Genomic DNA, 23,831 nt, shown 5'->3' on the forward strand with positions numbered 1-23,831 from the left:
GAGGTCAGAAGCCGGAGGAAGCAGGGAGCATTTTGCGGAAAATTCGCGAGCGTGTACGGGATATGAAGTTCAGAACGAGGCTCATTTTGTTTTTTGTGCTGTTGATTACGCTTCCATCTGTGCTAAACGGCATCCTGCATTACAGTGCAAGCTCTGACATTATTGTCACGAATGCGCGCGACAGCATGCTGGAAATTGTGAAAAAAAACAATGAAATCGGCGATATTGTGTTCAGCAACATTGAAGAGCGCACCGTTTCACTCATCTCTGACCCGGACTTATACCGGCTGTTCAACCGCCCTAAGCCGCAAAATGATTACGAGTTGGTCCAGATGGACCGGCAGGCAACGGTTATTTTGAATAAATATTTTGGACATGATCAGGATTTGTATACCGCTCAGCTTGTGACGAGCTATTTCAGCTTTGGATCAGGCAGCGGCATGTATACGTCCTCCTCCCCGTTCGTCTCGGCGGATCCGCAGGGCTTCCGCAAGTCGGCCATTTATAAGGAAGTGCTGGCCAGCAGAGGCAGCCTAATTTGGGTACCCACCTATGATTTAACCCGCGCTTTCCAACAGGAGGCGCTATATGACATGGATGCCAAGTTCCGGATGGTGTTTTCCTGCGCCCGCCTGCTCAACAGCTCCCCGATTATTGACGGTGCCATTTACAATTGGCCAGAGCATGTCGAGCGACCGGTGCTGCTGCTTAATTTCAATGAATCCTTTTATCAGCGCAGTGTGCAGCAGAGCTTGTCCGCGGTTCAAGGCTCCTATTTTTATATCGTCTCCAAGGATGGAAAGATCGTAACGCATCCCGAGCTAAGCAAGCTCGGTACAGCTGACCACAATCAATGGTACAAGACAGAGTTTCGGCAGCCATTCGGCACTTCGCTCGTTAAGGAAAACGGGGAGGATGTACTGATCAGCTACGATACTTCTCAGGTTACAGGCTGGGTGACGGTTAATGTGACGCCGTACAAGCAGCTGCTTGGCAATTTGCCAGCCATTCGCTATATGGATATATTATCAGGCGTGGCACTGCTCATTATTTCAATCGTTATTGCCTCCTTTATCGCAGGGCGCCTGACCCAGCCGATCAAAAAAATGCTGGTTGCCATTCAAATGACCGGAGCAGGCGATTTCACAGCGAAAATCCCTGACCAGCCGCAGCTGGAATTCCGCATTTTAACGAAGAAATTTAATGTGATGAATGATAAAATACGCGAGCTGATTCAAGAAAACTACGAAAGCCGGCTGCGGGAGAAGGAAACGGAAATTATGGCACTTAATCTCCAGCTGAATCCGCATTTTTTGTACAATACGCTTAATATTATTAACTGGATGGCAATTGACCGGGATGAGCCAGCCATTAGCCGAATGATCGTCAGCTTGTCGTCCATGCTGCAATACACGGTGAAAAACAAGCAGGAAATGGTCCGGCTGCGCGACGATTTAAATTGGCTGCAAAGCTACACGCATATTATGGAAAATCGCTTTGAAGGCATTTTTAAAGTGGCCTATGATATAGAGGGCGTGCCGGAGGATAGCCTCGTTCCGAAGCTTTTTCTCCAGCCGCTCGTGGAAAATGCGATGATTCATGGCTTTGAATCTGGTGAACCGGGCGAGCAGGGCGGTCTTGTGAACATTAGCGGCTGGATGGTGGAAGACCGATTGTTGTTCGAGGTAAGCGACAATGGCAAAGGCATGAGCCCGCAGCAGGCGGCGGACGCGCGGAGCAAGGAAGGTGCAGGAATTGGAATGAGCAACGTCATTTCACGTCTGGCCTTGCTGTATGGCGAGCAGGCTGAGCTCCGTGTGCGCTCTAAACCCGGCGAAGGCACGACGATTACCGTCGTCATTCCCTTGCAGCGCTGAAGCTAAAGGCTAGTCAGTATGGTAAAATAGACTTTCAAAATATTTGCGAGGGTACAGGCAGCAATGCTTCGCTGTGGGGAGGAACAGGCACGATGAAATTTGAACAAATCACTTTATGGACAAGCAGGCTGGAGGCGCTGTATTCCTTTTACAAGGAGCAGCTTGGTTTCCCGGTGCTGGAGCGAAACGAGCAGTCCTTCACGGCAGCAATTGGCAGCACGCAGCTCACTTTCCGGGGGACAACGGACCATACCGACCCCTTCTATCATTTTGCAATCAATATACCGGAAAACAAGCTTGCGGAGGCAAAAAGCTGGCTAAAGGGGAAAGTGGCGCTCATTGAGGAGCAGGGCAGAGACGAAGTGTTTTTCACATCATGGGATGCAGGGGCCGTTTATTTCGCCGATCCCGCTGGAAATATTATCGAATTTATTGCCAGGCATCAATTGAAAAATAGTACCGAGCATCCGTTTGCCCTCTCGGATTGCATTGAAATTAGTGAGCTCGGCATTGTTACCGCTGAGGTCATCCCTGCCGTTCGGGAGCTGAACGCTTTAGGCATACCCAATTGGCGTGAGGATAGCGAGGGACTAACTCCTGTCGGCGATGAGCATGGGCTGTTTATTGTGGTGAAGCAAGCCCGGGAATGGTATTTCTCAGGCGGCAGGCAGGCGCAGTTTTATCCGGCAGAAGTGGTAGTCGCTTCAATAGGACGAATCGAGTTTCCGCACATTTCGCAAATTCACTTGCTTCATACTTAGGATGTTAGAGACGTATTTTCTGAATAGTCTGAATTCAATGGATTAGTTACATAAATATAATTATGTAAACAAAAAAGAAGGCGGAATGGTGAGCGCGCGATGAAAGCATTTATTTTTGACATGGATGGCGTCATTATTGATAGTGAACCGCTGCATTTTGAGGTTGATATGGAGACGATGGAGCATCTGGGCTTCAAGGTGTCGCAGGACGACCTGGAAAAATACGTAGGCATGACCAATCCGGCCATGTGGCGCCTTATTCGCGTGGAATATGGCATGGAGCATACAGTGGAGGAGATCATTTCTTACCAGCTACGGCGAAAAATAGAGGAGCTTCGCGCTCGTGATTTTGCGCCAATTGCGGGTATTTTGTCCCTTCTTGCCGAGCTCAAGCAACGGAACCTGCCAATCGCTTTAGCGTCTTCCTCCCCGCGGATTTTTATTGAAGAAGTGCTGCGCAAGTTCGATATTACCGATTATTTTGCAAGTATCGTTAGCGGAGAAGAGGTGCCGAGCGGCAAGCCAGCTCCCGATGTATATTTGGAGGCAGCTCGTCAGCTTGGCGTATTGCCAGCGGATTGCGTCGTTTTGGAGGATTCCCGCAACGGGGTCATCGCAGCGAAAGAGGCGGGCATGCGCTGCATCGGCTATATTAATATTCATTCAGGCGATCAGGATCTTTCCCGTGCCGATTGGATCGTTAAAGCCATTAAGGATATTCCATTGTCCCAATTATAAGGAGGCTTCACTTGTTGAATATATGGATGACTACCCCCGAGCTTGTGGAGCACGTTGAGAACTCCGAGCTTGTCTATATGCTGGATCGAATGAAGGCCATTCAGGAACGGGAGCATAACCCGATGGGAATAGCGCTGCAACGCTTCGGCCCAGCAGTGGCTATTGCCAGCCGAGCAATGCCATGGCCGCAATTTAATACGGTTAAAGGCTTTGGCCGTGCAGGTGCAGCGCAGCTGGATGAAGTGCTAAAGTGGTATAAAGAGCAGGGCGGGAGCCCACAATTTGAAATTGTGCCTTCGCGTACAGATGGGGAGACGCTGCTGGCGCTGGCCAAGCAAGGGTTTTATCAGACGGGCTTTCATGCGAGTATGGCAGGAAGCATTGCTGAAAAAACCGACGGGAAGTTGGAGCAGCATCTGACGGGTATTGACGTACGCAGGCTGAGTGAGCATGAGGTTGAGCTTTACGCAGAGCTGCATGCGCTGGGCAGCGGGCTGCCGATAACGGGGAAAGATCACATTGCCGACAATAATCGCATGCTGTTCAGCCGGGAAGGCTGGCAGTTTTATGCTGCTGAGATCGATCATATCGCTGTTGGGGTCGGCGTCATGCATATCCATGAACATATTGCATCCCTTACATTTGCCGCTACAATGCCGGAATATCGCATGCGAGGTGTTCAAGCGGCTTTAATTGCAGCGCGCTTGCGTGCTGCTGTCCAAGCGGGCTGCAGCCTCATAGTAGGACAAGCCGCCTATTGCTCTAGCAGCCAGCGGAATATGGAGCGCGCTGGCATGCGCCTTTGCTATACGCGCAGCACATGGAGCAGGCTGCTCTCTATGTAAATCTGTCTCTTGTCTAGCTAAAGAAGAGAAGGCAGGAAGCCAAATTCTAAATTCTAAAAAAATAAGGCAGCAAACCGTTCTTTGACGGTCTGCTGCCTTATCCTTTGTCCTTCGCTTCAAAGTTCAGGCAAGGCTTCCCGGAGGAAGCTAGCACAACTTGGCTTGGCATCGCCTGCGATTTAAAGCCGAACGCCCTGCAGCCTCTTGGCGCGCCGGGGTCCCAAGTTACATAATAATGGCTGCATTTCATGCAATTCATGCGCTCCTGCTCTGTCATTACAATAAATCATCCTTCTATGAATAAGATGCTAACGTTTATTATAGCATTTTTCGGACTGAAACGCGCCACGCCGCCAAAGGACGGCGACAGCCGTTTCACCTTGAAATATAGGAAAGGATATTCAAACGTCATCCTTTCTCTATATTTCTCGGACTGAAACGCGCCACGCCGCCAAAGGACGGCGACAGCCGTTTCACCTTGAAATATAGGAAAGGATATCCAAACGTTATCCTTTCTCTATATTTCTCGGACTGAAACGCGCCACGCCGCCTATGGACGGCGACAGCCGTTTCACCTTGTTTTGTGCTATAATGGCAAAAGGTTTATGGATTTAGTTAATGGAGGGATTATTTTGTCTGGAATGATGAACAACAAAAAAATCGTAGTCATGGGCGTCGCGAATGAGCGCAGCATTGCTTGGGGAATTGCCAAGTCGCTGCATCGGGAAGGGGCTCAGCTTATTTTTACATACAGAAAGGAACGCTCTTTCGAGAAGCTGAAGGGCTTGCTGGAGCAGACAGGCATTACGCCACTGCTGACGGTACCTTGCGACGTATTGGATGATGAAAGCATAAGCGCAGCTTTTGCCCATATTAAAGAGCAGGCGGGAAGCATTGATGGAATCGTGCATTCCCTTGCTTTTTCGGATAAAGACGAGCTTAAGGGCGAGTACCTGGAAACGTCGCGTGAAGGCTATCTCCTCGCGCAAAATTCCAGCGCTTTTTCCCTTGTGGCGATTGCCAAACAGGCGAAGGGTGTCATGTCCGAGGGCGGCAGCATCGTTACCCAATCCTATATTGGCGCAGAGCGCGTCGTGAAAAATTATAATGTTATGGGCGTTGCCAAGGCAGCGCTTGAAGCAAGCGTACGATATTTGGCGGAGGATCTTGGCAAATATAATATTCGTGTTAATGCGGTTTCTGCTGGCCCGATTAAAACCCTATCGGCAAAAGGCGTTTCCGGCTTCAATGACATTATGCAGACGATCGAAGAACGTGCGCCGCTGCGGCGCAATATTGATCAGGAAGAAGTCGGCGATGCGACGCTATTCCTTCTTAGCCATCTGTCACGCGGAATAACTGGCGAAGTGCTGCATGTCGATGCAGGCTATCACATATTAGGCTTGTAACTTTAAAACGGTACGCAGAGAGCGGAGGGAAACGTTTGAACGTCAAGCAATTGGCAGCAGAGAAAGCCGTCCAGCTTGTGCAAGATGGCATGCTTGTTGGGCTTGGAACAGGAACGACAGCGTATTGGGCGATTTTGAAGCTGGCACAAAGAATGAAGCTCGAAGGACTGGACATTAAAGCCGTTGCCAGCTCCAAGCAGTCGGAGGATTTAGCGGCTGAATACGGCATTCCGTTAGTTCCACTCGCTGAAATTACGGCGATTGATTTAACGATTGACGGTGCGGATGAAGTAGACGGCGAGCTTCATTTGATTAAAGGCGGCGGCGGTGCGCTATTGCGGGAAAAAATTCTTGCTGCTCACAGCAAAACCTTTGTCGTAATCGTGGATGAGTCCAAAAAAGTAAGCCAGCTTGGACATTTTCCGCTTCCGGTGGAAGTTGTGCCCTTCGCCTCTAATTTGACAGTGCAAAAGCTGAGAGAGCTTGGCTGCACCGCCGAGCTGCGGGTATCGGCAGACGGAACCTTTGTAACGGATAACGGCAACTATATTGCTGACTGCCGTTTCGGAACGATTGCCTCGCCTTCGGAGCTGCATGAACAGCTGAATGCAATTCCTGGCGTAGTGGAAAATGGCTTGTTTATTTCGATGGCAGCCCAAGTGATTGTTGGCTTCGATACGGGGGAGACCGAGATTTTGGTTCCGGTTAAACGTTAATAAATTTATATGGGAATACCGCCTTGAAGGCGGTGTTCCTTTTTTTCTGTATAAAATTGGATCAATAAGGAAACCTATAAGCGCTATTATCGTTTAAATTAACGCTTTGGGTGGGATTTGAAATGGTTAAGGTACTTCATAAAGTAAGCTTCCTGCAAATATGCATGATTCTCATGATGACCGTTGGCTTAACGAATCATGTCGTTATGAATCCTTTAATTTTGGATGCTTCCGGCAGGGATGCATGGATTTCCGTCTTATTAACAGGCGTATTGTTTCTTCCATGGTGCATATTGCTGGTGCTATTTATGAAGAGATCGGGTCAACAGAAGCTGCACCCTTGGCTGGCATCCAAAACGAATCCGGTCATCGCTTGGCTGATGATCATTCCGCTCGGTCTGCAATTGCTTTTCATCGGGGGATTTACCTTAATTGATACGGTCCGATAGGCGACCACCAATTATATGCCCAGCACGCCAAGATCGGCTTTAATTATCACCCTATGTCTAGTATGCTGCTATTTTGCAATATCCGGCATTCGCATGATAGCGATTGCTGCAGGGATTATGCTTCCCGTAGTCATTTTGCTGGGTTACTTTGTAGCCATAGCTAATACGCCGGAGAAAGATTATCGTCTTTTGCAGCCTGTCCTAGAAAATGGCTGGCAGCCCGCGATTCAAGGCATGATCTATGTCGGTGGCGGATTTGTAGAAATGATTATGCTTTTAGCTGTCCAGCACCGCATCAAGTCCCGCGTAAAGACATGGCAGCTCCTCATTTTGGCCGTTCTCTTAATTTATATTACGCTCGGACCTATTATCGGGGGCATTACGGAGTTTGGACATTTAGAAGCGGGGAAGCAGATGGAATCCCCTTTTGAGCAATGGAGGCTTGTGAAATTCGGCAACATTGAGCATGTGGATTTTTTATCGGAGTTTCAATGGCTGTCTGGAGCCGTTATTCGTACAAGCTTTGCCATGTTTTTATTGGGAGAGCTCATTCCCTTTCGGAAAAAGGAAGGAACGCGGCGACTCATTATGTTGCTGACACTTGGCTATATTCTATTCGGGTTCATCCCGATTAATGGATATTCCTCTTATCTATGGCTCTATCACTATTACTTCCCCGTCACGCTGGCGACGGTTTTGGTTCTTTCAGCCGTATTCCTCGCAATCGCTTTGCTGAAGCGGCAAAGGGAGGGGAACCTGGCATGAACAAAACCAAACTTCAGCCTGCTGAGCCATGGAACCTGCAGTCGATATCCGCCTTATTTCCGCATTCTGCGGATGTGTTGATCCAGCGATTTCAATTTGATGAGGATGTCCGATCGGAGATCATTCTTGTTTATAGCGAAGGGTTATGTGATACTTCCCAAATTGGAAAATATATTCTTCCGGATCTAGAGCAGCTATACCGTAAAAATGGATTTGCTCATTTGCAAACGGGGAAGCTATACGGGACGCTGCCGCTCATTCCAGCAGCTGCGGATACGCTGCCAGAGCAGCTTTGCGAGTGGATTTTTCAAGGTGATTTGCTGCTCCTGTTTAATGAGTCAAATGCCTTATTTCGAATGACGCTTGGCCATCCCCCTCATCGTACACCAGAGGAATCAACAACAGAAGTATCGATTAAAGGGGCTAGAGACGGCTTTGTGGAGGATGTAGGCATTAATGTCGCGCTCATTCGCAAACGAATTCGCAGCAAGTCTTTATGCTATGAGACGGTAACGCTCGGCAGACGAACGAGAACGAAGGTCGGTTTATTGTACATCGACGATATTATTGCGCCAAATGTGCTGAGCGAGGTTAGAGATAGATTAAATAGCATTGATGTGGATGGACTATACAGCATTAATCAATTGGAAGAAATGCTTGTGGAAGAGAAGTATAGCCTATTTCCTTTGCTCGACTTTACGGGACGGCCGGATTATGCAGTAAGCAGCTTGCTCGCAGGCAGATTTATCGTTGTTGTGGATGGCAATCCTATGGTTTTAATCGGCCCAAGCACCTTTTTTCTCATGCTGAAATCGCCTGAAGACTTATATTTTAACTTTCAATATGTTTCGTTTGCGCGCTTGCTGCGCATTTTTAGTTTTTTCATTTCTATTTTGCTGCCGGGGTTGTGGATTGCGCTTTCCGCCTTTCATCAAGATCAAATCCCGTTTAGGCTAATGTCGACGATTGCTGCTGCCCGAATTGGACTGCCCATCTCAGGAGCATTGGAATTTTTAATTTTGCTTCTGCTACTGGAAATATTCAGAGAGGCCGGCGTTCGTCTGCCAAGCTCCATCGGCCAAAGCTTAACCGTTATTGGCGGATTAATTATTGGCGATTCTGCTATTCGGGCCGGCTTTGTGTCACCAAGCGTCGTCGTTGTGGGGGCGATTACGGCAGTTGCTGGAGCGACACTTGTCAATCAATCGTTAAGTACGACGGTGAGCGTCATCCGTTTTCTGTTGTTTATAGCTGCTTCCCTATTGGGAATGTACGGATTCATATTAGGGATTGTCGTGCTTATCGGATATATGGGACGGCTCAGCTCTTTCGGGGTCCCGTACCTGTCGCCGTTTTCTCCTCCTATAATGAGGGAGCTTCTTACGGCTGCGCTTCGGCTGCCCTGGGTAAAGCAGAAACAAAGGCCGGAAACATTGCATACGGTTGATTCGGACAAGCAAGGGGAAGATTAGCATGAAAGTATGGATAAAATGGAGCCTGATCGCTAGTTTGCTGCTGCTGAGTCCAGGCTGCTTTGATTCAAGCCGATTCAAAACATGGCTTATGTCACAGCTATCGGTCTGGATTATAAGGATGGGGTTTTTATATCTTACGCGCAGGTGCTTAACTTCTTAAATGTAGCCAAATCCGATAAAAATGAAATAGGGAAAAACATACCGGTATGGATCGGCCGCGGCACAGGAAAGACGGTGACGGAATCGTTGTCCTCGCTGTCCGAAACTTCGCAGATTAGATTGTTCTGGGGACATGTCAAAGCGGTTGTGGTAGATGAGGAGCTTCTAAAATCACAAGCGATTGTTCGGCAAAGCTACGAAGCAATCAATCGTTACCGCGAAGTTCGTTACAATATATTGCTCTATTCAACAAAGACGCCGATCGTAGATATTTTTAAGCAAAAATCGATTTTGAATTTGCCTGTCTTGGATACCATTCTGGATACACCCGAGGATACCCATGCCCAGCGCTCCAACATTGATCCCCAATATGGCTTCAAATTTATTGCCGAATTTAATGAGCCGGGCAATACCGCCATCATTCCTACGATTGGCATAACGAAGGAGGTATGGAGGGAGAATGCCCGGAAAATGCCGATGTTTAAAATTACGGGCGCCTTTTTCATTCGGCAAAACGAGAATTTAAGCTGGTTTTCTGAAACAGAATTGCTCGGAAGAAGATGGGTGCAAAAAGGAAATAAGCGCTCCGTTCTGCTAATTGGCAATCGAGAAGCTCCGACCGCTACACTCGTCATTATTAAACCGAATTACCGGATACGGTATGTTAAGAACAGCAAGCCATTGCAGTTTAAGATTGAAATTAAGGCGAGAGCCTATGTGGAGGAAATGATTAAAGATGTTTCGGTGAAAGAGATGGAGGTTCTTGCAGCGAAGGCGATTCGCGATGAAATGATGGCCACCTATGAGAAAGGCCTTGTCACTCAAACCGATCTATTAAATTTATTTGCCGAGCTCTATCGCAGTGAACCCAAGCTGTGGCATCAGCTGCGTAATAGCAAACAGCTTCTACTAAACCAAAAAACATTGGGCCAAATCGATGTGAAAGTAACGATTACCAATACTGGAAAATACAAAGGGAAGCTGTAACGTTTCCTAGCCAGCTAGAGGGGGCTGGCGGGTTTGGGAGCCTTGACGTATGCGGCCAAGAAGTGATATATTATGTCAGATTGCCTGAACGTGTAAATGAAAGGGATGTAAAATATATTGGCTACGAGCGAAGACATTACGAAACCGAAATTATTACCTACCAAAATTTTGAAATGTAAAAACCCCGAATGCAAAGCGTGGGTAAGAGATGAATTCGCCTCGGCAGAGCAAACCTGCCCGATATGCAAAGGACCGATGCTACGAAGCATGAAGCATTTGCCAGCCGTGCAGAACAAGCCAAAGCCGCAGCCTAGAAAACCGAAATCTGACTTTTAATTTCAATTTGAAAAAAAAACCGCCCGAACGGCTGCGTGATTTTAGCGCAGCCGTTCGGGCGTCTATTTGGAGGCGCTGCTAAGCATGACACAACACCATTATCCGTTTGATTTTGACCCGTCGCAGCCTTATATGCAGCAGGCAAGCGACTGGATCGCGGATGTTTTTTACGAGAAGCTTCCCGAAGCCGGGCTTGAGCTGCGAGATGAGCAAATTTATATGGCATTTCAGCTGGAACGAGCTTATGCGGACAAGCAGACGATTTTCGCTGAGGCAGGCGTCGGCACAGGCAAAACTTTCGTTTATTTGCTTTATGCCATTAGCTACGCGCGTTATACTCGCAAGCCGGCTATTATTGCCTGCGCTGATGAATCGCTCATTGAGCAGCTGGTAAAGCCGGAAGGCGATATTGCCAAGCTGTCCCGCCATTTAGGACTGACCATCGACAGCAGATTGGGAAGATCGCCTGATCAGTATGTCTGCTTGAACAAGCTGGATGATGCAAGGGGCGACGCTCAATTAGAGGGCGCAGAGCATTTTGACGACATTTATCGCAGCTTGCCGGATTTTGTTCATAAGCCAGAAACGATGCAAAGCTTTTATCCTTATGGCAACCGCCGGGATTATCCGGAGCTCAGCGATGAAGTTTGGGACCATGTCGGTTGGGACGTCTTTCAGGACTGCATGGTATGCAGCCGCAGACATCGCTGCGGACAAACGCTGTCACGCGATCATTACCGCAAATCAACGGATTTAATTATTTGCTCGCATGACTTTTATATGGAGCATGTATGGACCTATGAAGCACGCAAACGCGAGGGACAACTTCCCTTGCTGCCGGAGCATAGCTCAGTTGTATTCGACGAAGGGCATTTGCTCGAAACGGCGGCGCAGCAGGCGCTAACGTATAAGCTCAACCATGCGGTATTTGAGAGCATTATTACGCGATTGCTGGAAGGGGAAATCCGCGAATCGCTGGCGCTGGCCATTGAGGATGCAATTGTGCAAAGCGAGCAGCTTTTTGAGCGTATCCAGCAAAGCAGCCGTGCTGTCGCAGCATCAGATCGCCGCGAGCTGCTGTGGGACAACACGCTTATACAGGAAGTAAACCGGCTGCATCAGCTGCTTGATCTCATCGAGGAGGAGCTTGTGTTCGAAAGCGGCTTGTTCACGCTTGATGAATATCAGCTCAAAATCGTCGAGGAGCATTTGGAGATGATTCAATATGCCCTTTCGCTGTTCCGCAAACCCGAAAAGCCGATTAGCTGGGTGATGGAGGACAAGTCGGGCATTTCTCTTGTCATTATGCCTAAGATGGTGAAGGAAGTGCTGGAGGAGCATGTGTTCTCTCGCAAAATGCCAATCGTCTTCTCATCGGCTACGCTGTCGGTAGACGGCTCCTTCGAATATACGATGGACAGCCTGGGCATTAAGCAGGCTGAGTCGTTCTCCGTTGCTTCGCCTTATGATTATGAGCATAAAATGCGGGTGCTTGCATCCGAGTCGGAAGCTTTGGATGAATTCGCGAACCAAATGCAGGCAACGGTAAAGCTGCTTGGGGAAGCGAAGGGCGGCACGCTCATTTTGTTCCCTTCTCGTGAGGAGCTTGCGCGCTTCAAGCAGGCGATGAATGATGAGCCGCTTGCACAGCAAAGACGTTTCCTTTATGAAGGAACGTCGGAGATTAGCCATTTGATTGGGGCATTCCAAGCCGATGAGACCAGCGTGCTGTGCGCGGTGACGCTGTGGGAGGGACTGGACATACCGGGGCCTTCTTTATCGCAGGTCATTGTATGGTCGCTGCCATTCCCGCCGAATGATCCGGTGTTTGCTGCAAGACGCGCCGATGCCCAGCTGCCTTTCGAGGAAGTGGATATGCCTTATATGCTGCTGAGGTTAAGACAAGGCATGGGACGTTTGATTCGCACGAGCAGCGATGAAGGAACGGTAGTCATTTTTGGCGAGGAAATGCGCCAGCCTGCTGTTAAAGAGCGTATTAGCGCCATAATGCCCAAAGGGGTTAAGCTGCTGGCTCTATAATGGTATAAAATTATAACAAGTTTATTTTCATACGACACCAGAGAGGAATTAAGCTTCAAATGAAAATGAATCAGAATCGTAACCGGCTCAGGCTGGCCTTGCTGCTCGGTTCTTTCTCGGCTCTGGGCCCGCTGACGATTGATATGTATTTGCCTTCGTTTCCACAAATAGCTGAGGATTTTGGTACGAAGGCTTCACTTGTGCAATTGAGCTTAACCGCCTGTTTAATCGGCCTTGGCCTCGGGCAGCTCGTCATGGGACCGATGAGTGACGTTCATGGCCGGCGCAAGCCGCTGCTGCTGTCCTTGGTCGTTTATTTAATTGCTTCGCTGGCCTGTGCGCTGGCACCGAATATTACTTTGTTTATCGTTGCCCGTTTTATACAAGGCTTTGCAGCCTCAGCAGGCATCGTTATTTCAAGGGCTATTGTCCGTGATCTATATAGCGGTCATGAGCTGACCAAATATTTTGCACTTATTATGCTGGTTAACAATGTTATGCCTTTACTGGCACCTGTTGCGGGAAGCGGAATTATATCCTTCACCACTTGGATCGGCGTGTTTATCGTACTCGGGGCGATAGGCCTTGCTCTGGCGCTTATTGCAACGTGGCAGCTGGAGGAAACACTGCCGCGCGAAAAGCGAATTTCGAGCAATTTCGGTGAGCTGCTGCGTAATTTCGGGCAGTTGCTTAAAGATCGCGAGTTCACCGGTTATGCGTTGACGCAAGGTCTGATGATCGGCGGTATTTTTGCTTATGTCTCAGGCACACCGTTTATTTATCAGCATATTTACGGCACCTCGCCGCAAGTATTTGCCTTTTTGTTCGGCACCAACGGACTCAGCCTTATTTTGGGCTCGCAGATCGTCGGGCGCCTCAGCCATAAATGGACGGAGCAGCAATTTTTGCTGCTCGGGCTGCTGCTCTCCGCGGCATCCAGCGTTTCATTGCTGATTGCGGTGCTTGTGGAGGGGCCGCTGTGGTCGCTAGTCGTTCCTTTATTTTTCTTTGTATGCTCAATCGGTATTACCGCTACCGCTTCGTTTTCGCTGGCTATGGAAAACCAAGCCCATATTGCCGGCAGTGCCTCGGCTTTGCTTGGCTTGCTGCCTTTTGTGCTTGGTGCTGTAGCGGCTCCGCTCGTTGGCATTGCCGGAGAGGAAACAGCTGTCCCGATGGGCGTCATTATTTTTACCGCCAGCATGCTCGGGATGGTTGCTTATTTCGGCCTCGTCCGCTCTAAGCAGCGTGCTTCTGGAAAATAAGCTAGAGTTGCAAACGTACGAGTGAAGCTAGATTAGCAAGCAACAATGAAATAAAGCAAGCCTTAATCATTAGGTACCTATAGTCAGACACTTTGAAAAAAAGTGGTCGGACTGTGGGTACTTTTTTTTTGAAATATAAGAAAGCATATGCTTACTTATATTTCTCGGACTGAAACGCGCCGCGCCGCCAGAGGACGGCGCCAGCCGTTTCACCTTGTTTTTCAAAGTTAGTGGTTAAAAACAGGGAAATCAGGAAAACATACACTTTATTCAATCAAGCGCAAAACAAAGGGATGGCGGTGCAAAGTGAAGACATTTCTAGCCTATATACCGGAATACCCCGTCTTCCTTCAGGCACTGGCAGTGCTAATCGTTCCGGTCATACTCTCGGTCGTATTCAAATGGGCTGAGTCGGAAAGGAATTGAGTCATGAATAGGGAAAACAGCATTGAAAGCCGTTTAGAGGTTATAAGAGAACAGATAAAGGAATACGGAGATGTCAGCATACGGCAATTTGAACTGGGGCAGACAGAGATCAAAGCGGCAATTGTGTATTGTGATGGGCTGACGGACAGGGAGCAAATTGATTTTCATGTGTTACAAGCGTTAATGTCCTATTCGTTTGATGATCGACCGATTTCGAAGGAGCTTATTCAAAATACGCTGTTATCTACAAGCGAAATTATGGAAGTGGAAACGCAGGAAGAGATGCTTTCCAAAGTGCTTACAGGTTATACGGCCTTAATAATTGATGGGATAAAAGAAATTACATTAATCTACGCGCTCGCGGGCAAAAGCCGCAGCATTGAAGAGCCTATTTCGGAAGCATTGGTTCGCGGGCCAAGAGCGGGATTTAATGAAAATTTATCCGACAATATCGCTTTGCTGCGCAAACAGGGTGAAAATAAGGACTTGTGTTTGCTAAAGCTCCAGGTTGGCGAGCGGGCGAAGAAGGATCTGTATATCGGCTATATGAAAGGAATCGCGGATCCTGATCTAGTGGAGGAGGTGCGCCGGCGGGTATCTAAAATCCGCATCGACAACGTGCTGGAGTCGGGCTATATTGAGCAGCTAATTGAGGATAACTATTTAAGCCCCTTTCCGCAAATTCAAAACACGGAAAGGCCAGATAGAGTGACGGCAGCTCTAATGGAAGGGAAGGTGGCCATTTTGCTTGATGGTACGCCATTTGCTCTAATCGCACCTGTAACCTTCAGCATGCTGCTGCAGTCGCCAGAGGATTATTATGAGCGCTGGCTTGCCGGCACGCTGCTAAGGATTATGCGCTTTTTCGCCGCAATAATGGCCTTGTTTGTTCCGGCTACTTATATTTCCTTCATCTCCTTTCACCCTGGCTTAATTCCAACTAAACTGGTCATTTCCATCATTGCTACGAGAGTAGGTGTACCTTTTTCTTCTTTGGTAGAAGCATTAATGATGGAAATTGCGATTGAAATTTTGCGGGAAGCGGGCCTTCGTCTGCCGAAACCGATTGGTCCGGCGATGGGAATCGTAGGCGGTCTCATTATTGGGGAAGCGGCTGTTCAGGCGGGAATTGTCAGCCCGATTCTCGTTATCGTCGTGGCACTGACCGCGATCTGCTCGTTTTCGATACCGCAATATAGTGCCGGCATTTCTATACGTATGCTGCGCTTTCCCGCGATGTTTTGTGCAGCCGCCTTCGGCATGTATGGCGTTATCTTGTATGCTCTGCTGTTAGGCGCTCATATTTCGAGGCTGCAAAGCTTTGGCGTCCCTTATGCCAGCCCGGCAGCTCCATACCGGTTAGGGGAATGGAAGGATTTTCTTATGCGCGCGCCGCTGCGGATGATGAAGCGGAGGCCAAAGCTGCTTTATCCGCAGGATTCTACTAGAAAAAGGTGAGCCAATGAGCGGGAACCAACAGGCTATAGGCGGCCTTCCCCAGGAAAAACTCACGACCATCCAGGTCGCGGTTATGATTTCTAACTTCATGCTGGGCTCTGGCATATTATCGCTTCCCCGGGTATCAGCGGAAAAGGTTGGCACGCCGGACGCTTGGATATCGGTCTTATTGGGCGGGCTTGTAGCCATTGTGGTGGGGGTCATTATGGCGCTTTTATCGCAAGCCTATCCCGGTCAAACCTTTTATGAATACAGTCGAAAAATTATAGGTTCGTGGCTGGGGCATTTGCTAGGTCCAGTGATGATCTTATATTTTGCCGCGACTGCCGCTTTTCAAGTGCGTTCTTTAGCCGAGGTTTCCAGCTTTATATTATTAGAGGGAACACCGCAATGGGCGATTACTTCCGTATTTTTGTGGGTGGGGCTGTATTTGATGCTGGGCGGACTCGGTGCCATTGCCCGGCTGTTTGAGCTGATTTTGCCACTGACGATTTTCATCTACTTACTGGTAACGTTAATGGGGTTTACTATATTTGATTTAAATAATTTGCGTCCGCTATTGGGGCAAGGCATCTGGCCCGTTCTAAAAGGGATTCAGACGACCTCGCTCGCCTTTACAGGCTTTGAGGTCATTATCTTCTTGACAGCCTATATGAAAAATCCCCAAAAAAACATTAAAGCGGTGACCGCAGGGATAGCCATTCCGCTCGTTATTTATATTGTGACCGTCTTTATGGTCATTGGGGCATTGTCCGTTGATGGCACCTTAACGAAAAACTGGCCTACACTTGATATGGCCAGAAGCTTCGAATTGTCGGGCTTGATTTTTGAAAGATTCGAATTTTTGCTGTTGATTATTTGGATTATGCAAATTTTCTCCAGCTTCACAACCGCCTTTTATTTTTCAGCGTTGGGCATTTCCCAGCTATACAAGCGCAAAATAAAAACCTGTCTGTATGGTCTGCTCCCATTCGTTTATATTTTCGTTGCTGTCCCGAAAAAATTAGACGATGTGTTTACGCTTGGGGACTGGATTGGAAAAGTGGCATTGTATTTGTTTGGGGTTATTCCGATTGTTTTATTGATTGTGACGAAATGGAGGGCGAGCAAGCATGCGAATTAGACATAAAGCCAAGCGCTCGCTCTTTATCGTTTTATGTGCGGTCGTTCTGCCCTTGCAGACGGGCTGCTGGAGCAAGGATGAGATCGAGGATCAAAGCATCTATGTCGGCATGAGCCTGGATCCGGCGAGTGAAACGAAACTGGAAAAAACATTTCGTAAGGAAGGAGACGACTATCGCAAGCGCAAGCTTCTAAGTTATACCCTGCAGATTATTAATGTGCAATCTGAAAGCCAGCATAGTGGCGGACAGGCGCCAGTCTCAGCGAAGCCATATTTTAATATTTCCGAAACCGGGGATTCCATGTTTCAGCTCATTCGCGAGTTTTCGGCGCGAATGGAACGTCCAGTCATTGGCCAACATATGAAGGTCATTGTTATTAATGAGAAGCTTTCGCGGAAATACAGCATGAATGAGCTGCTCGATTTTTTCCTGCGTGACAATGAAATTCGGCCGAGTTGTCTCGTTCTGATTAGCAAAGGGAGCGCACGCAGCACATTGATTGCGAAAGACAACTCTATTATTCCGTCCTTTCGGCTTTCGGGACTAGTGGACAACCGTTACCGCTCCTTAAAAATTTTAGAGCCGATGACGTTATCGAAGCTGGAGGGAAAAATATATGGTGAGCAAAGCTATTTGCTGCAAAATGTCATTGCCGCAGATGGAGAGGTCAAATTTTCCGGCGGGGCCGTTATTAAAGGCAAAACGCAAAAATTGCAAGGGCTACTAAATGAAGAAGAAACGATTGGCTGCGTATGGCTGACTGGAAAAGGAGTGGGTGGCTTGGTCAAAAGCTATCATGAGGACAACCATCAGCCGATTGTCTATGAGGTGAAAAGCATGAAAAGCAAAATTGACGCCAAAGTAGCAGGTGATCAAATTTCCTTCCATGTGAGCATTAAGTCGAAGGGACGGCTGATCGAAGAATGGTTGAACAATAATGAACCGATTGATCCTGCATTTAAAAAACAGGCGGAAGTAGGCAGCCAGAAGGAAGTACGGAGACTGACCAATATGGCTCTGAAAAAGCTGCAGAAGCAATATGGAACGGATGTGCTTGGCTTCGGCAAGCAGTTCAGTATTCAGCATCCGCGCAAGTGGGAGAAAATAAAAGACCGATGGGAAGAGCTGTTTCCTGATATTCCGATTACAGTCAGCATCGACATGGAAATTACCGAATATGGGGCTAAAATTACGCGTTAGTGCCGGATTAAGCGGCATTTGGAACCTATTTTAGAGCTGAAAAAACTGCGTGAAATACATATTTCACGCAGTTTCCCTTTACGCGCATTATATTTATCAGCTATGATAAGGAATATATCAAATTTTAGCTGGAAAAGTTAGAATTTGAGGAGCTGGAGGTAGCAAGCAGCATGTGGCAGCATGAAATTATCGATACGTATACGCAGGAGCTGGAGCTGTTCTCCATCTGGATGAAAAATAAAGGGATGACGGCGGCGACCCAGCGGGCCTATTTGAGTGACACTCAGCATTTTTTACATATGGTACATCCGAAGGCGCTGGATCAGGTGGGGAAATTGGATATGGTGCGATTTATGTCGGCTTGCCGTGAAAAAGGAGCAGGGGATGAAGCGCGCAACCGCAAGCTATCCTCCTTGCGTTCCTTTTATAAAGCGCTGATCGAGCTTGAGGCTCTCAGCGTTAATCCGGCTGCGCTTATTGCCAAGTCAAAGCAAGAGAAGGGACGCATTCCTGTCTACCTGGAGGAGGAGGAGCTGGAGCAGCTTGTTTCTGCGATTGGTGGAAAATATTACGAGCGAAATCTCGCGATTATGCTGCTCATGTGTTATGCGGGACTGCGGGTAGGCGAGGTTCATCGTCTGAACTTGCAGCATTTTCATTCCGACGGCTCGCTTCATATTCTCGGAAAAGGACGGAAATGGCGGGTCGTTCCGCTGCCGGCACCGCTTCAGGAGGTGCTGCGCCGGGCGATGGAGACGCGAAAGGCGCCGGGGCAATTGAAGGAGCAGGCCATGTTCGTCTCGCAATTCGGCAGGCGGCTGTCCATCCGCATGATTCAGACCGTCGCGGATGAGACGATTGGGCTGATGAAGGAAAGGCTGCCAGAGCTTGCGGGCAAAAAAATTTCCAGCCATAAGCTGCGGCATTCCTTTGCTACGCTGCAAATTCGCAGCGGTACGGACATTCGTACACTGCAGGAGCTTATGGGCCATGCGAGTATAGCGACAACGCAAATTTATACGCATATAGACAATAAACAGCTGCAAAATGCGATGAATAATATTGCGGGCAAAATGAAGGTTGGCAGCAGAAAAGCCTAGCCGTTCAGTCTAGCAGGGGAAAGGAAGCGTTGCATCTCTGATGCAGCGTTTTTTTATGAAAGGGATGTCATTAGAAAGCGAGCAGCGCATAGCCTGTTTTTTTTCATTAAATAAGTTTACATAATTAAAGTTACGGTAACTTAGGATAATATCCTCAAATTTACTTAAGAGTAAATAAAGCTCAACTTGTTTAGTATTTAATATAAATACTTACATTATTCATAATTTCCTATATAATGAAATTGTTCGACAAAATTAGACGAAAGGAGGTTAATCATGATGGTACTAACATGGATGAAGGAGAGCCGAATGGCGGCAGCTTTTTTCGTATTACTTCGCTTGTATATTGGGGTGAAGTGGCTTTCGGCCGGTTGGGGCAAGCTGACTGGAGAAGGTTTTAGCTCGGCGGGCTTTATGGCGAATGCCGTCGAAAATCCGATCACGGATAAAGCGACAGGCTTGCTTGTTTATCCGGTGTACACGGGTTTTTTGGAGCATTTTGCTTTGCCCAACGCTGATCTATTTAATCTCATCATTCCCATTGGTGAATTTCTCGTAGGGCTGGGCCTTATTTTAGGAGCTTTCACCACGACGGCTGTTTTGTTCGGATTGCTCATGAATTTCATGTTTTTATTAGCAGGCTCTATATCCACGAATCCTTGGATGGTGCTGCTGGGCGGCATTATTCTAATCGGAGGAGCTAATGCTGGCAAGTTCGGGCTGGATTATTACCTGCTGCCCTACATGAAAACGAGGTTTCAACGTATCGCTGGCAAAAGCCGGAACGGCGGAGACAATCCATTTAAGCCGACAGCTGGCTAGAAGGTTATCTCTTTATTTCAGCCAGTTGCTCTGCGCCACTTACATAATAAGCAATATCAGACTCTAGATTAAAGGTGGCGCAGCGCAATGGTCGAACAGCTGCGTGCATGCGTTCAAATATACGACACAAATAGACGAAATCAGCCAATCTTTTTGTCTATTGTGAAAAAAATCACATATTAATGTTCTACGATCCCTTATGATAAAGACAGAAACAAACAACACATAAACACATAAGGAGTGAGTGGTCATGTTATACAAATGGCTGAGAGAAAATCGAATTGCAGCAGGTGTGCTTTTACTGCTTAGACTATATGTCGGGTACCACTGGCTGGAATCGGGCTGGGGCAAGCTGACAGGCGGGGGCTTTGATACGGCAGGATTTTTGAATAATGCTGTTCAGAACCCGGTGGCTGACAAGGCGACAGGGCTCCCCGTCTACCCGACGTATACCGCATTCATTGAGCATTTCGCACTGCCTAATGCAAAGCTGTTCAATTTTTTAATCCCGCTTGGCGAATTTTTAGTAGGTTTAGGTCTCATCGTTGGTGCACTTACGACTACAGCAGTATTTTTCGGACTTCTGATGAACTTTATGTTCATGTTCGCTGGAACAATATCGGTTAACCCATGGATGGTGCTGCTGGGTGTTTTCATCATCGTAGGTGGCGCAAATGCTGGCAAATATGGTCTTGACTACTACGTGCTGCCACTGTTGCGCAAATGGTATCAACGTCTTGTTCATCACAAAAATGACGGCGAAAGCACCGGGTTGAAGCCCTCGGCAAGATGACACTGAGCCCGGGCACAATTAAATAAATGAAGGCTGCATCGTACAAGTCAAGGTTCTCCACGAACCGCTGATGGCTGCGATGCAGCTTTTTTTGCGTGATAATTACGGATTTTAACAATTTTATTCCTCTTTTGTATGCACAAAGACGTCATATATTGGTATGATGTACAAAACGGGAGGGGGATGAGCCAGATGAGCGCAAATAGCTCCAACGAACGAGGCAGCTTTGCTCGCCCTGCCATTGCACAAGGAGAAGGCATTGCGGCCTTTTTCACCCCAGCTGATTTGGAACGTTTAACCGAGCGGATGAGCATGCACCGTTATGAGTCGGGCAATCATTTATTTTGGGAAGGCGATGCAGCGAGCTACCATTATTTGATTGTTTCAGGAAGAATTAAGCTGACCCGAATGATGGCGGATGGCAAAAGCTTGACGCTGTCTTTTGCCGGGCATGGCGACTTTCTCGGTGAATATGGCGGTGAAGGTGAGCTTTTGCATGGCATGAGCGCAGAGGCCACAGAAGAAGTGGTTGTTGGGCTTATCGCTTCAGACGAATTGGAGCTGCTGCTAAATACAAATGGGAGCATGGCGGTCAGTTTCGCCAAGTGGCTAGGAATCATGCAGCAAATTAGCCAATCAAAGCTGCGTGATTTGACGCAGTTCGGCAAACTCGGGGCGCTCGCTTCGACGCTGATCCGGCTAAGCAATATGTATGGGGTGCTGCGTCCAGAAGGGCTGCATCTCGATATTCGGCTGACTAACAATGAGCTTGCTGAGCTGATTGGAGCGACGCGTGAAAGTGTCAATCGGATGCTTGCCGCGCTTAAGGATGAAGAGGTAATCAAGGTCGTCCGTGGCGAAATTATTATCCTCAAGCTGGATGAGCTTCGTCATCACTGTGAATGTCCGACGGCACCGACCTGTGCGAAGGGTGTTTGCCGTCTGTAAAATAACGTAAGGCAATCGCTAATGGTGGTGCGGGGGGAAGCGGCTCGCAGGCTTCATTAGCGATTTTGTTTTGCCCTTTGATTTCTAAGCTTGCAGCCCAAATCGTTTGAGATATATGACAGTAGTTGTCATCTAGCGAACGATATAATGGGAGAGATTAGAAGAAGCAATGAAAAGGGAGCGTGGCTGGTAATGAAACCATTAGCCGGAAAAGTTGCTGTTGTAGCGGGAGCGACAAGAGGAGCGGGAAGAGGAATTGCAATTGGTTTGGGGAAAGCGGGGGCAACCGTCTATTGTACAGGGCGCAGTGTGCGAGGCGGCTTGTCGAATATGAACAGGCAGGAAACCATTGACGAAACGGCGGAGCTCGTTGCCGCAGCTGGGGGTATAGGCATTGCTGTGCGCGTAGACCATACGGTGGAGTCGGAGGTTCGGGCATTGTTCGAGCGGGTTAAAGCTGAGCAGAATGGACAGCTAGACCTGCTTGTGAATGATGTGTGGGGCGGTGATCCATTAACTGAGTGGGGCAAGCCGTTTTGGGAGCATTCGCTGGAGGATGGCCTGCTTATGCAGCAGCGTGCTGTTTTTTCTCATATGATTACAAGTTATTATGGAGCGCCGCTTATGACCGCAAGAAAACAAGGGCTTATTATTGAAATTACAGATGGAGTAGACAACGAGTATCGGGGCAATTTGTATTATAGCTTGGCAAAAACGTCGGTTATCCATTTGGCTAAAGCGATGGCGGAGGATTTGCGCCCTTTTGGAGTAACGGCTGTAGCATTAACGCCAGGTTTTCTGCGTTCGGAAGCGATGCTGGACCATTTTGGCGTGACGAAGGAGAATTGGCGGGATGCAGCCGCGCAGGAGCCGCATTTTCTCATGTCTGAAACACCTGCCTACATTGGCGGAGCAGTTGCTGCGCTCGCAGCTGATCCAGAAGTACACCTCAAAACAGGGAAAGCGCTGAGCACTTGGGGGCTTTCGGAACAATATAGGTTTGACGATGAAGATGGCAGCCGCCCGCATTGGGGAAACTATGCGGCTACTATTGGAACGGATGCAAGCTCGGAAGCGGGCGACAGCGAAAAGACATAAACATCAGGAGGGAAATCAACTGCGGGCAGATCGATTGATTGCAATATTGCTGCTGCTGCAAAATCGCGGCAGAATGACGTCGCAGGAGCTTGCGGACAAGCTTGAAGTATCAGGGAGGACGATCCACCGCGACATGGAGGCGTTAAGCGCTGCAGGCATTCCTATCGTGGCCGAGCGGGGGACGAATGGCGGCTGGATGCTTGCCGAAGGCTACCGGACGAATTTGACCGGGATGAAGAAGGAAGAAATCCAGTCGCTGCTTCTGTCTCAGCCGACTGGCATTGTCGGAGCTCTAGGAATCAGCGATAACTTTGAAGCTGCTTTTCAGAAGCTGATTGCCGCCTTTCCGTCGATGTATCAGGAGGAAGCGGAAAAGGTGCGGCAGCGCATTCATATTGACGGCGCAGGCTGGCGGGAAGCAAGCGAGCAGGTTCCGCTGCTCCCGCTTATTCAAGAAGCGATTTGGCTGGAGCGTCAGCTGCTCATTGTATATTCTCGCGGAGCGGAGCAGGCTGAGCGGCTAGTTCAGCCACTCGGGCTCGTGGCTAAAAATAATGCTTGGTACCTTGTAGCGGACACGGAAGGAGGAATGCGCACGTATCGCATTTCTCGGCTGCAAGAAGCTGCTATGCAAGGGGAGACGTTCGATCGGCCAGAACGGTTCGACTTAGCCTCCTACTGGCAGCAATCCATTGCGGAGTTCAAGTCTGCGCTGCCGCGTTATCCGGCGAAAATCCGCATGAAGGAAGCAGACCTATCTCGATTTCGCCAGCAATGGTATGTAACGCTTACGAAAGCAGGTGCTGTTTGTCAGGGTGAGCTAGAGGCGGATGTGCTGTTTAATACCCTGGAATCCGCATGCGAAATTTTGCTTAAATTCGGCTCAGCTGTTGAAGCTCTAGAGCCGCCAGAGCTGCGCCAGAAGCTGCTTCAAGAGGTAAAGGCAATGGCGAAGCTTTATGCAGATAATCTGGAGGATTATGCTGACAATTAGTCCACTGTAAACAAATGGGCTGCACACTCATATGCTGATCTAAATA

21 protein-coding genes and 1 pseudogene are annotated in these 23,831 nt (G+C 48.4%); 21 read left to right on the forward strand and 1 reads right to left on the reverse strand.

The features are described 5' to 3' along the window. Positions 1-62 precede the first annotated feature (62 nt). The 4 genes from AC50X8_RS07155 (at position 63) to AC50X8_RS07170 (ending at position 4,221) form a co-directional block, all read left to right on the forward strand. The gene (locus tag AC50X8_RS07155) at positions 63-1,877 is read left to right on the forward strand and encodes a cache domain-containing sensor histidine kinase (protein ID WP_494879156.1); all 1,815 of its coding nucleotides are present in this window, start codon (positions 63-65) and stop codon (positions 1,875-1,877) included. Positions 1,878-1,969: 92 nt separating this feature from the next. Next, positions 1,970-2,638 carry a VOC family protein gene (locus AC50X8_RS07160; RefSeq protein WP_494879157.1) on the forward strand — a complete coding sequence of 223 codons (669 nt, stop codon included), beginning with the start codon at positions 1,970-1,972 and terminating at the stop codon, positions 2,636-2,638. A 99-nt stretch (positions 2,639-2,737) separates the two neighbouring features. After that, positions 2,738-3,376 carry an HAD family hydrolase gene (locus AC50X8_RS07165; protein ID WP_494879158.1) on the forward strand — a complete coding sequence of 213 codons (639 nt, stop codon included), beginning with the start codon at positions 2,738-2,740 and terminating at the stop codon, positions 3,374-3,376. Positions 3,377-3,390: 14 nt separating this feature from the next. Then, positions 3,391-4,221 carry a GNAT family N-acetyltransferase gene (locus AC50X8_RS07170; RefSeq protein ID WP_494879159.1) on the forward strand — a complete coding sequence of 277 codons (831 nt, stop codon included), beginning with the start codon at positions 3,391-3,393 and terminating at the stop codon, positions 4,219-4,221. 97 nt (positions 4,222-4,318) lie between these two features. On the opposite strand, the gene AC50X8_RS07175 is transcribed toward AC50X8_RS07170, so the two are convergent. Further along, complete coding sequence (locus AC50X8_RS07175; protein ID WP_494879160.1) at positions 4,319-4,498, reverse strand: uracil-DNA glycosylase; 180 nt, start codon at positions 4,496-4,498, stop codon at positions 4,319-4,321. A 355-nt stretch (positions 4,499-4,853) separates the two neighbouring features. On the opposite strand from AC50X8_RS07175, the gene fabI reads away from it, so the two are divergent. The 17 genes and pseudogenes from fabI to AC50X8_RS07260 all read left to right on the forward strand — a co-directional run bounded on the left by fabI (position 4,854) and on the right by AC50X8_RS07260 (position 23,785). After that, entirely contained in the window at positions 4,854-5,630 is a 777-nt protein-coding gene (gene fabI / locus AC50X8_RS07180; RefSeq protein ID WP_056040594.1) for an enoyl-ACP reductase FabI, read from the forward strand. Between the two features lie 35 nt (positions 5,631-5,665). Further along, positions 5,666-6,346 (forward strand): ribose-5-phosphate isomerase RpiA, encoded by a 681-nt coding sequence (gene rpiA, locus AC50X8_RS07185; RefSeq protein ID WP_494879161.1) that lies wholly within the window; start codon positions 5,666-5,668, stop codon positions 6,344-6,346. Between the two features lie 122 nt (positions 6,347-6,468). Then, positions 6,469-7,560: pseudogene (locus AC50X8_RS07190) on the forward strand (endospore germination permease). Continuing rightward, positions 7,557-9,032, forward strand: a complete 1,476-nt coding sequence (locus AC50X8_RS07195) for a spore germination protein (protein ID WP_494879162.1) — start codon at positions 7,557-7,559, stop codon at positions 9,030-9,032. Before AC50X8_RS07190 ends, AC50X8_RS07195 begins: the two are co-directional and overlap by 4 nt. A 75-nt stretch (positions 9,033-9,107) precedes the next feature. Then, the gene (locus AC50X8_RS07200) at positions 9,108-10,181 is read left to right on the forward strand and encodes a Ger(x)C family spore germination protein (RefSeq protein WP_494879322.1); all 1,074 of its coding nucleotides are present in this window, start codon (positions 9,108-9,110) and stop codon (positions 10,179-10,181) included. A 168-nt stretch (positions 10,182-10,349) separates the two neighbouring features. Next, a complete protein-coding gene (locus AC50X8_RS07205; protein WP_231594233.1) occupies positions 10,350-10,517 on the forward strand; it encodes a cold-inducible protein YdjO-related protein in 168 nt (55 codons plus the stop codon). Positions 10,518-10,601: 84 nt separating this feature from the next. Next, positions 10,602-12,557 carry an ATP-dependent DNA helicase gene (locus AC50X8_RS07210; protein WP_494879163.1) on the forward strand — a complete coding sequence of 652 codons (1,956 nt, stop codon included), beginning with the start codon at positions 10,602-10,604 and terminating at the stop codon, positions 12,555-12,557. Between the two features lie 59 nt (positions 12,558-12,616). Continuing rightward, on the forward strand, positions 12,617-13,822 hold the full coding sequence (locus tag AC50X8_RS07215) for a Bcr/CflA family multidrug efflux MFS transporter (RefSeq protein WP_056040582.1): 1,206 nt from the start codon (positions 12,617-12,619) through the stop codon (positions 13,820-13,822). 429 nt (positions 13,823-14,251) lie between these two features. After that, entirely contained in the window at positions 14,252-15,706 is a 1,455-nt protein-coding gene (locus AC50X8_RS07220) for a spore germination protein (protein ID WP_081419021.1), read from the forward strand. A gap of 4 nt (positions 15,707-15,710) precedes the next feature. Beyond that, positions 15,711-16,829, forward strand: a complete 1,119-nt coding sequence (locus AC50X8_RS07225) for a spore germination protein (protein ID WP_056040581.1) — start codon at positions 15,711-15,713, stop codon at positions 16,827-16,829. Further along, the gene (locus tag AC50X8_RS07230; protein ID WP_063892644.1) at positions 16,819-18,030 is read left to right on the forward strand and encodes a Ger(x)C family spore germination protein; all 1,212 of its coding nucleotides are present in this window, start codon (positions 16,819-16,821) and stop codon (positions 18,028-18,030) included. The genes AC50X8_RS07225 and AC50X8_RS07230 overlap by 11 nt, the downstream gene beginning before the upstream one ends. 170 nt (positions 18,031-18,200) lie before the next feature. Continuing rightward, positions 18,201-19,130 (forward strand): tyrosine-type recombinase/integrase, encoded by a 930-nt coding sequence (locus AC50X8_RS07235; RefSeq protein WP_056040580.1) that lies wholly within the window; start codon positions 18,201-18,203, stop codon positions 19,128-19,130. Between the two features lie 279 nt (positions 19,131-19,409). Beyond that, positions 19,410-19,952 carry a DoxX family membrane protein gene (locus AC50X8_RS07240; protein WP_494879323.1) on the forward strand — a complete coding sequence of 181 codons (543 nt, stop codon included), beginning with the start codon at positions 19,410-19,412 and terminating at the stop codon, positions 19,950-19,952. Between the two features lie 250 nt (positions 19,953-20,202). Then, positions 20,203-20,745, forward strand: coding sequence for a DoxX family protein (locus AC50X8_RS07245; RefSeq protein WP_056040574.1), 543 nt, complete (start codon positions 20,203-20,205; stop codon positions 20,743-20,745). Between the two features lie 192 nt (positions 20,746-20,937). Further along, on the forward strand, positions 20,938-21,693 hold the full coding sequence (locus AC50X8_RS07250) for a Crp/Fnr family transcriptional regulator (protein WP_056040573.1): 756 nt from the start codon (positions 20,938-20,940) through the stop codon (positions 21,691-21,693). Positions 21,694-21,885: 192 nt separating this feature from the next. Further along, the gene (locus AC50X8_RS07255; RefSeq protein ID WP_056040571.1) at positions 21,886-22,791 is read left to right on the forward strand and encodes an SDR family oxidoreductase; all 906 of its coding nucleotides are present in this window, start codon (positions 21,886-21,888) and stop codon (positions 22,789-22,791) included. Between the two features lie 19 nt (positions 22,792-22,810). Then, the gene (locus AC50X8_RS07260) at positions 22,811-23,785 is read left to right on the forward strand and encodes a helix-turn-helix transcriptional regulator (protein ID WP_494879325.1); all 975 of its coding nucleotides are present in this window, start codon (positions 22,811-22,813) and stop codon (positions 23,783-23,785) included. Positions 23,786-23,831 lie beyond the last annotated feature (46 nt).

Source organism: Paenibacillus sp. JT22N15, from assembly GCF_059383755.1.

Excerpts from the sequence above, each read along its gene's own strand:
- AC50X8_RS07240 (WP_494879323.1), top strand. The coding sequence starts at position 19,410 with ATGGTACTAACATGGATGAAGGAGAGCCGAATGGCGGCAGCTTTTTTC.
- AC50X8_RS07175 (WP_494879160.1), bottom strand. The coding sequence starts at position 4,498 with ATGACAGAGCAGGAGCGCATGAATTGCATGAAATGCAGCCATTATTAT.
- AC50X8_RS07195 (WP_494879162.1), top strand. The coding sequence starts at position 7,557 with ATGAACAAAACCAAACTTCAGCCTGCTGAGCCATGGAACCTGCAGTCG.
- AC50X8_RS07255 (WP_056040571.1), top strand. The coding sequence starts at position 21,886 with ATGAAACCATTAGCCGGAAAAGTTGCTGTTGTAGCGGGAGCGACAAGA.
- AC50X8_RS07210 (WP_494879163.1), top strand. The coding sequence starts at position 10,602 with ATGACACAACACCATTATCCGTTTGATTTTGACCCGTCGCAGCCTTAT.
- AC50X8_RS07245 (WP_056040574.1), top strand. The coding sequence starts at position 20,203 with ATGTTATACAAATGGCTGAGAGAAAATCGAATTGCAGCAGGTGTGCTT.
- AC50X8_RS07160 (WP_494879157.1), top strand. The coding sequence starts at position 1,970 with ATGAAATTTGAACAAATCACTTTATGGACAAGCAGGCTGGAGGCGCTG.
- AC50X8_RS07155 (WP_494879156.1), top strand. The coding sequence starts at position 63 with ATGAAGTTCAGAACGAGGCTCATTTTGTTTTTTGTGCTGTTGATTACG.
- AC50X8_RS07220 (WP_081419021.1), top strand. The coding sequence starts at position 14,252 with ATGAATAGGGAAAACAGCATTGAAAGCCGTTTAGAGGTTATAAGAGAA.
- AC50X8_RS07250 (WP_056040573.1), top strand. The coding sequence starts at position 20,938 with ATGAGCGCAAATAGCTCCAACGAACGAGGCAGCTTTGCTCGCCCTGCC.
- AC50X8_RS07235 (WP_056040580.1), top strand. The coding sequence starts at position 18,201 with ATGTGGCAGCATGAAATTATCGATACGTATACGCAGGAGCTGGAGCTG.
- AC50X8_RS07215 (WP_056040582.1), top strand. The coding sequence starts at position 12,617 with ATGAAAATGAATCAGAATCGTAACCGGCTCAGGCTGGCCTTGCTGCTC.
- AC50X8_RS07230 (WP_063892644.1), top strand. The coding sequence starts at position 16,819 with ATGCGAATTAGACATAAAGCCAAGCGCTCGCTCTTTATCGTTTTATGT.
- AC50X8_RS07165 (WP_494879158.1), top strand. The coding sequence starts at position 2,738 with ATGAAAGCATTTATTTTTGACATGGATGGCGTCATTATTGATAGTGAA.
- AC50X8_RS07225 (WP_056040581.1), top strand. The coding sequence starts at position 15,711 with ATGAGCGGGAACCAACAGGCTATAGGCGGCCTTCCCCAGGAAAAACTC.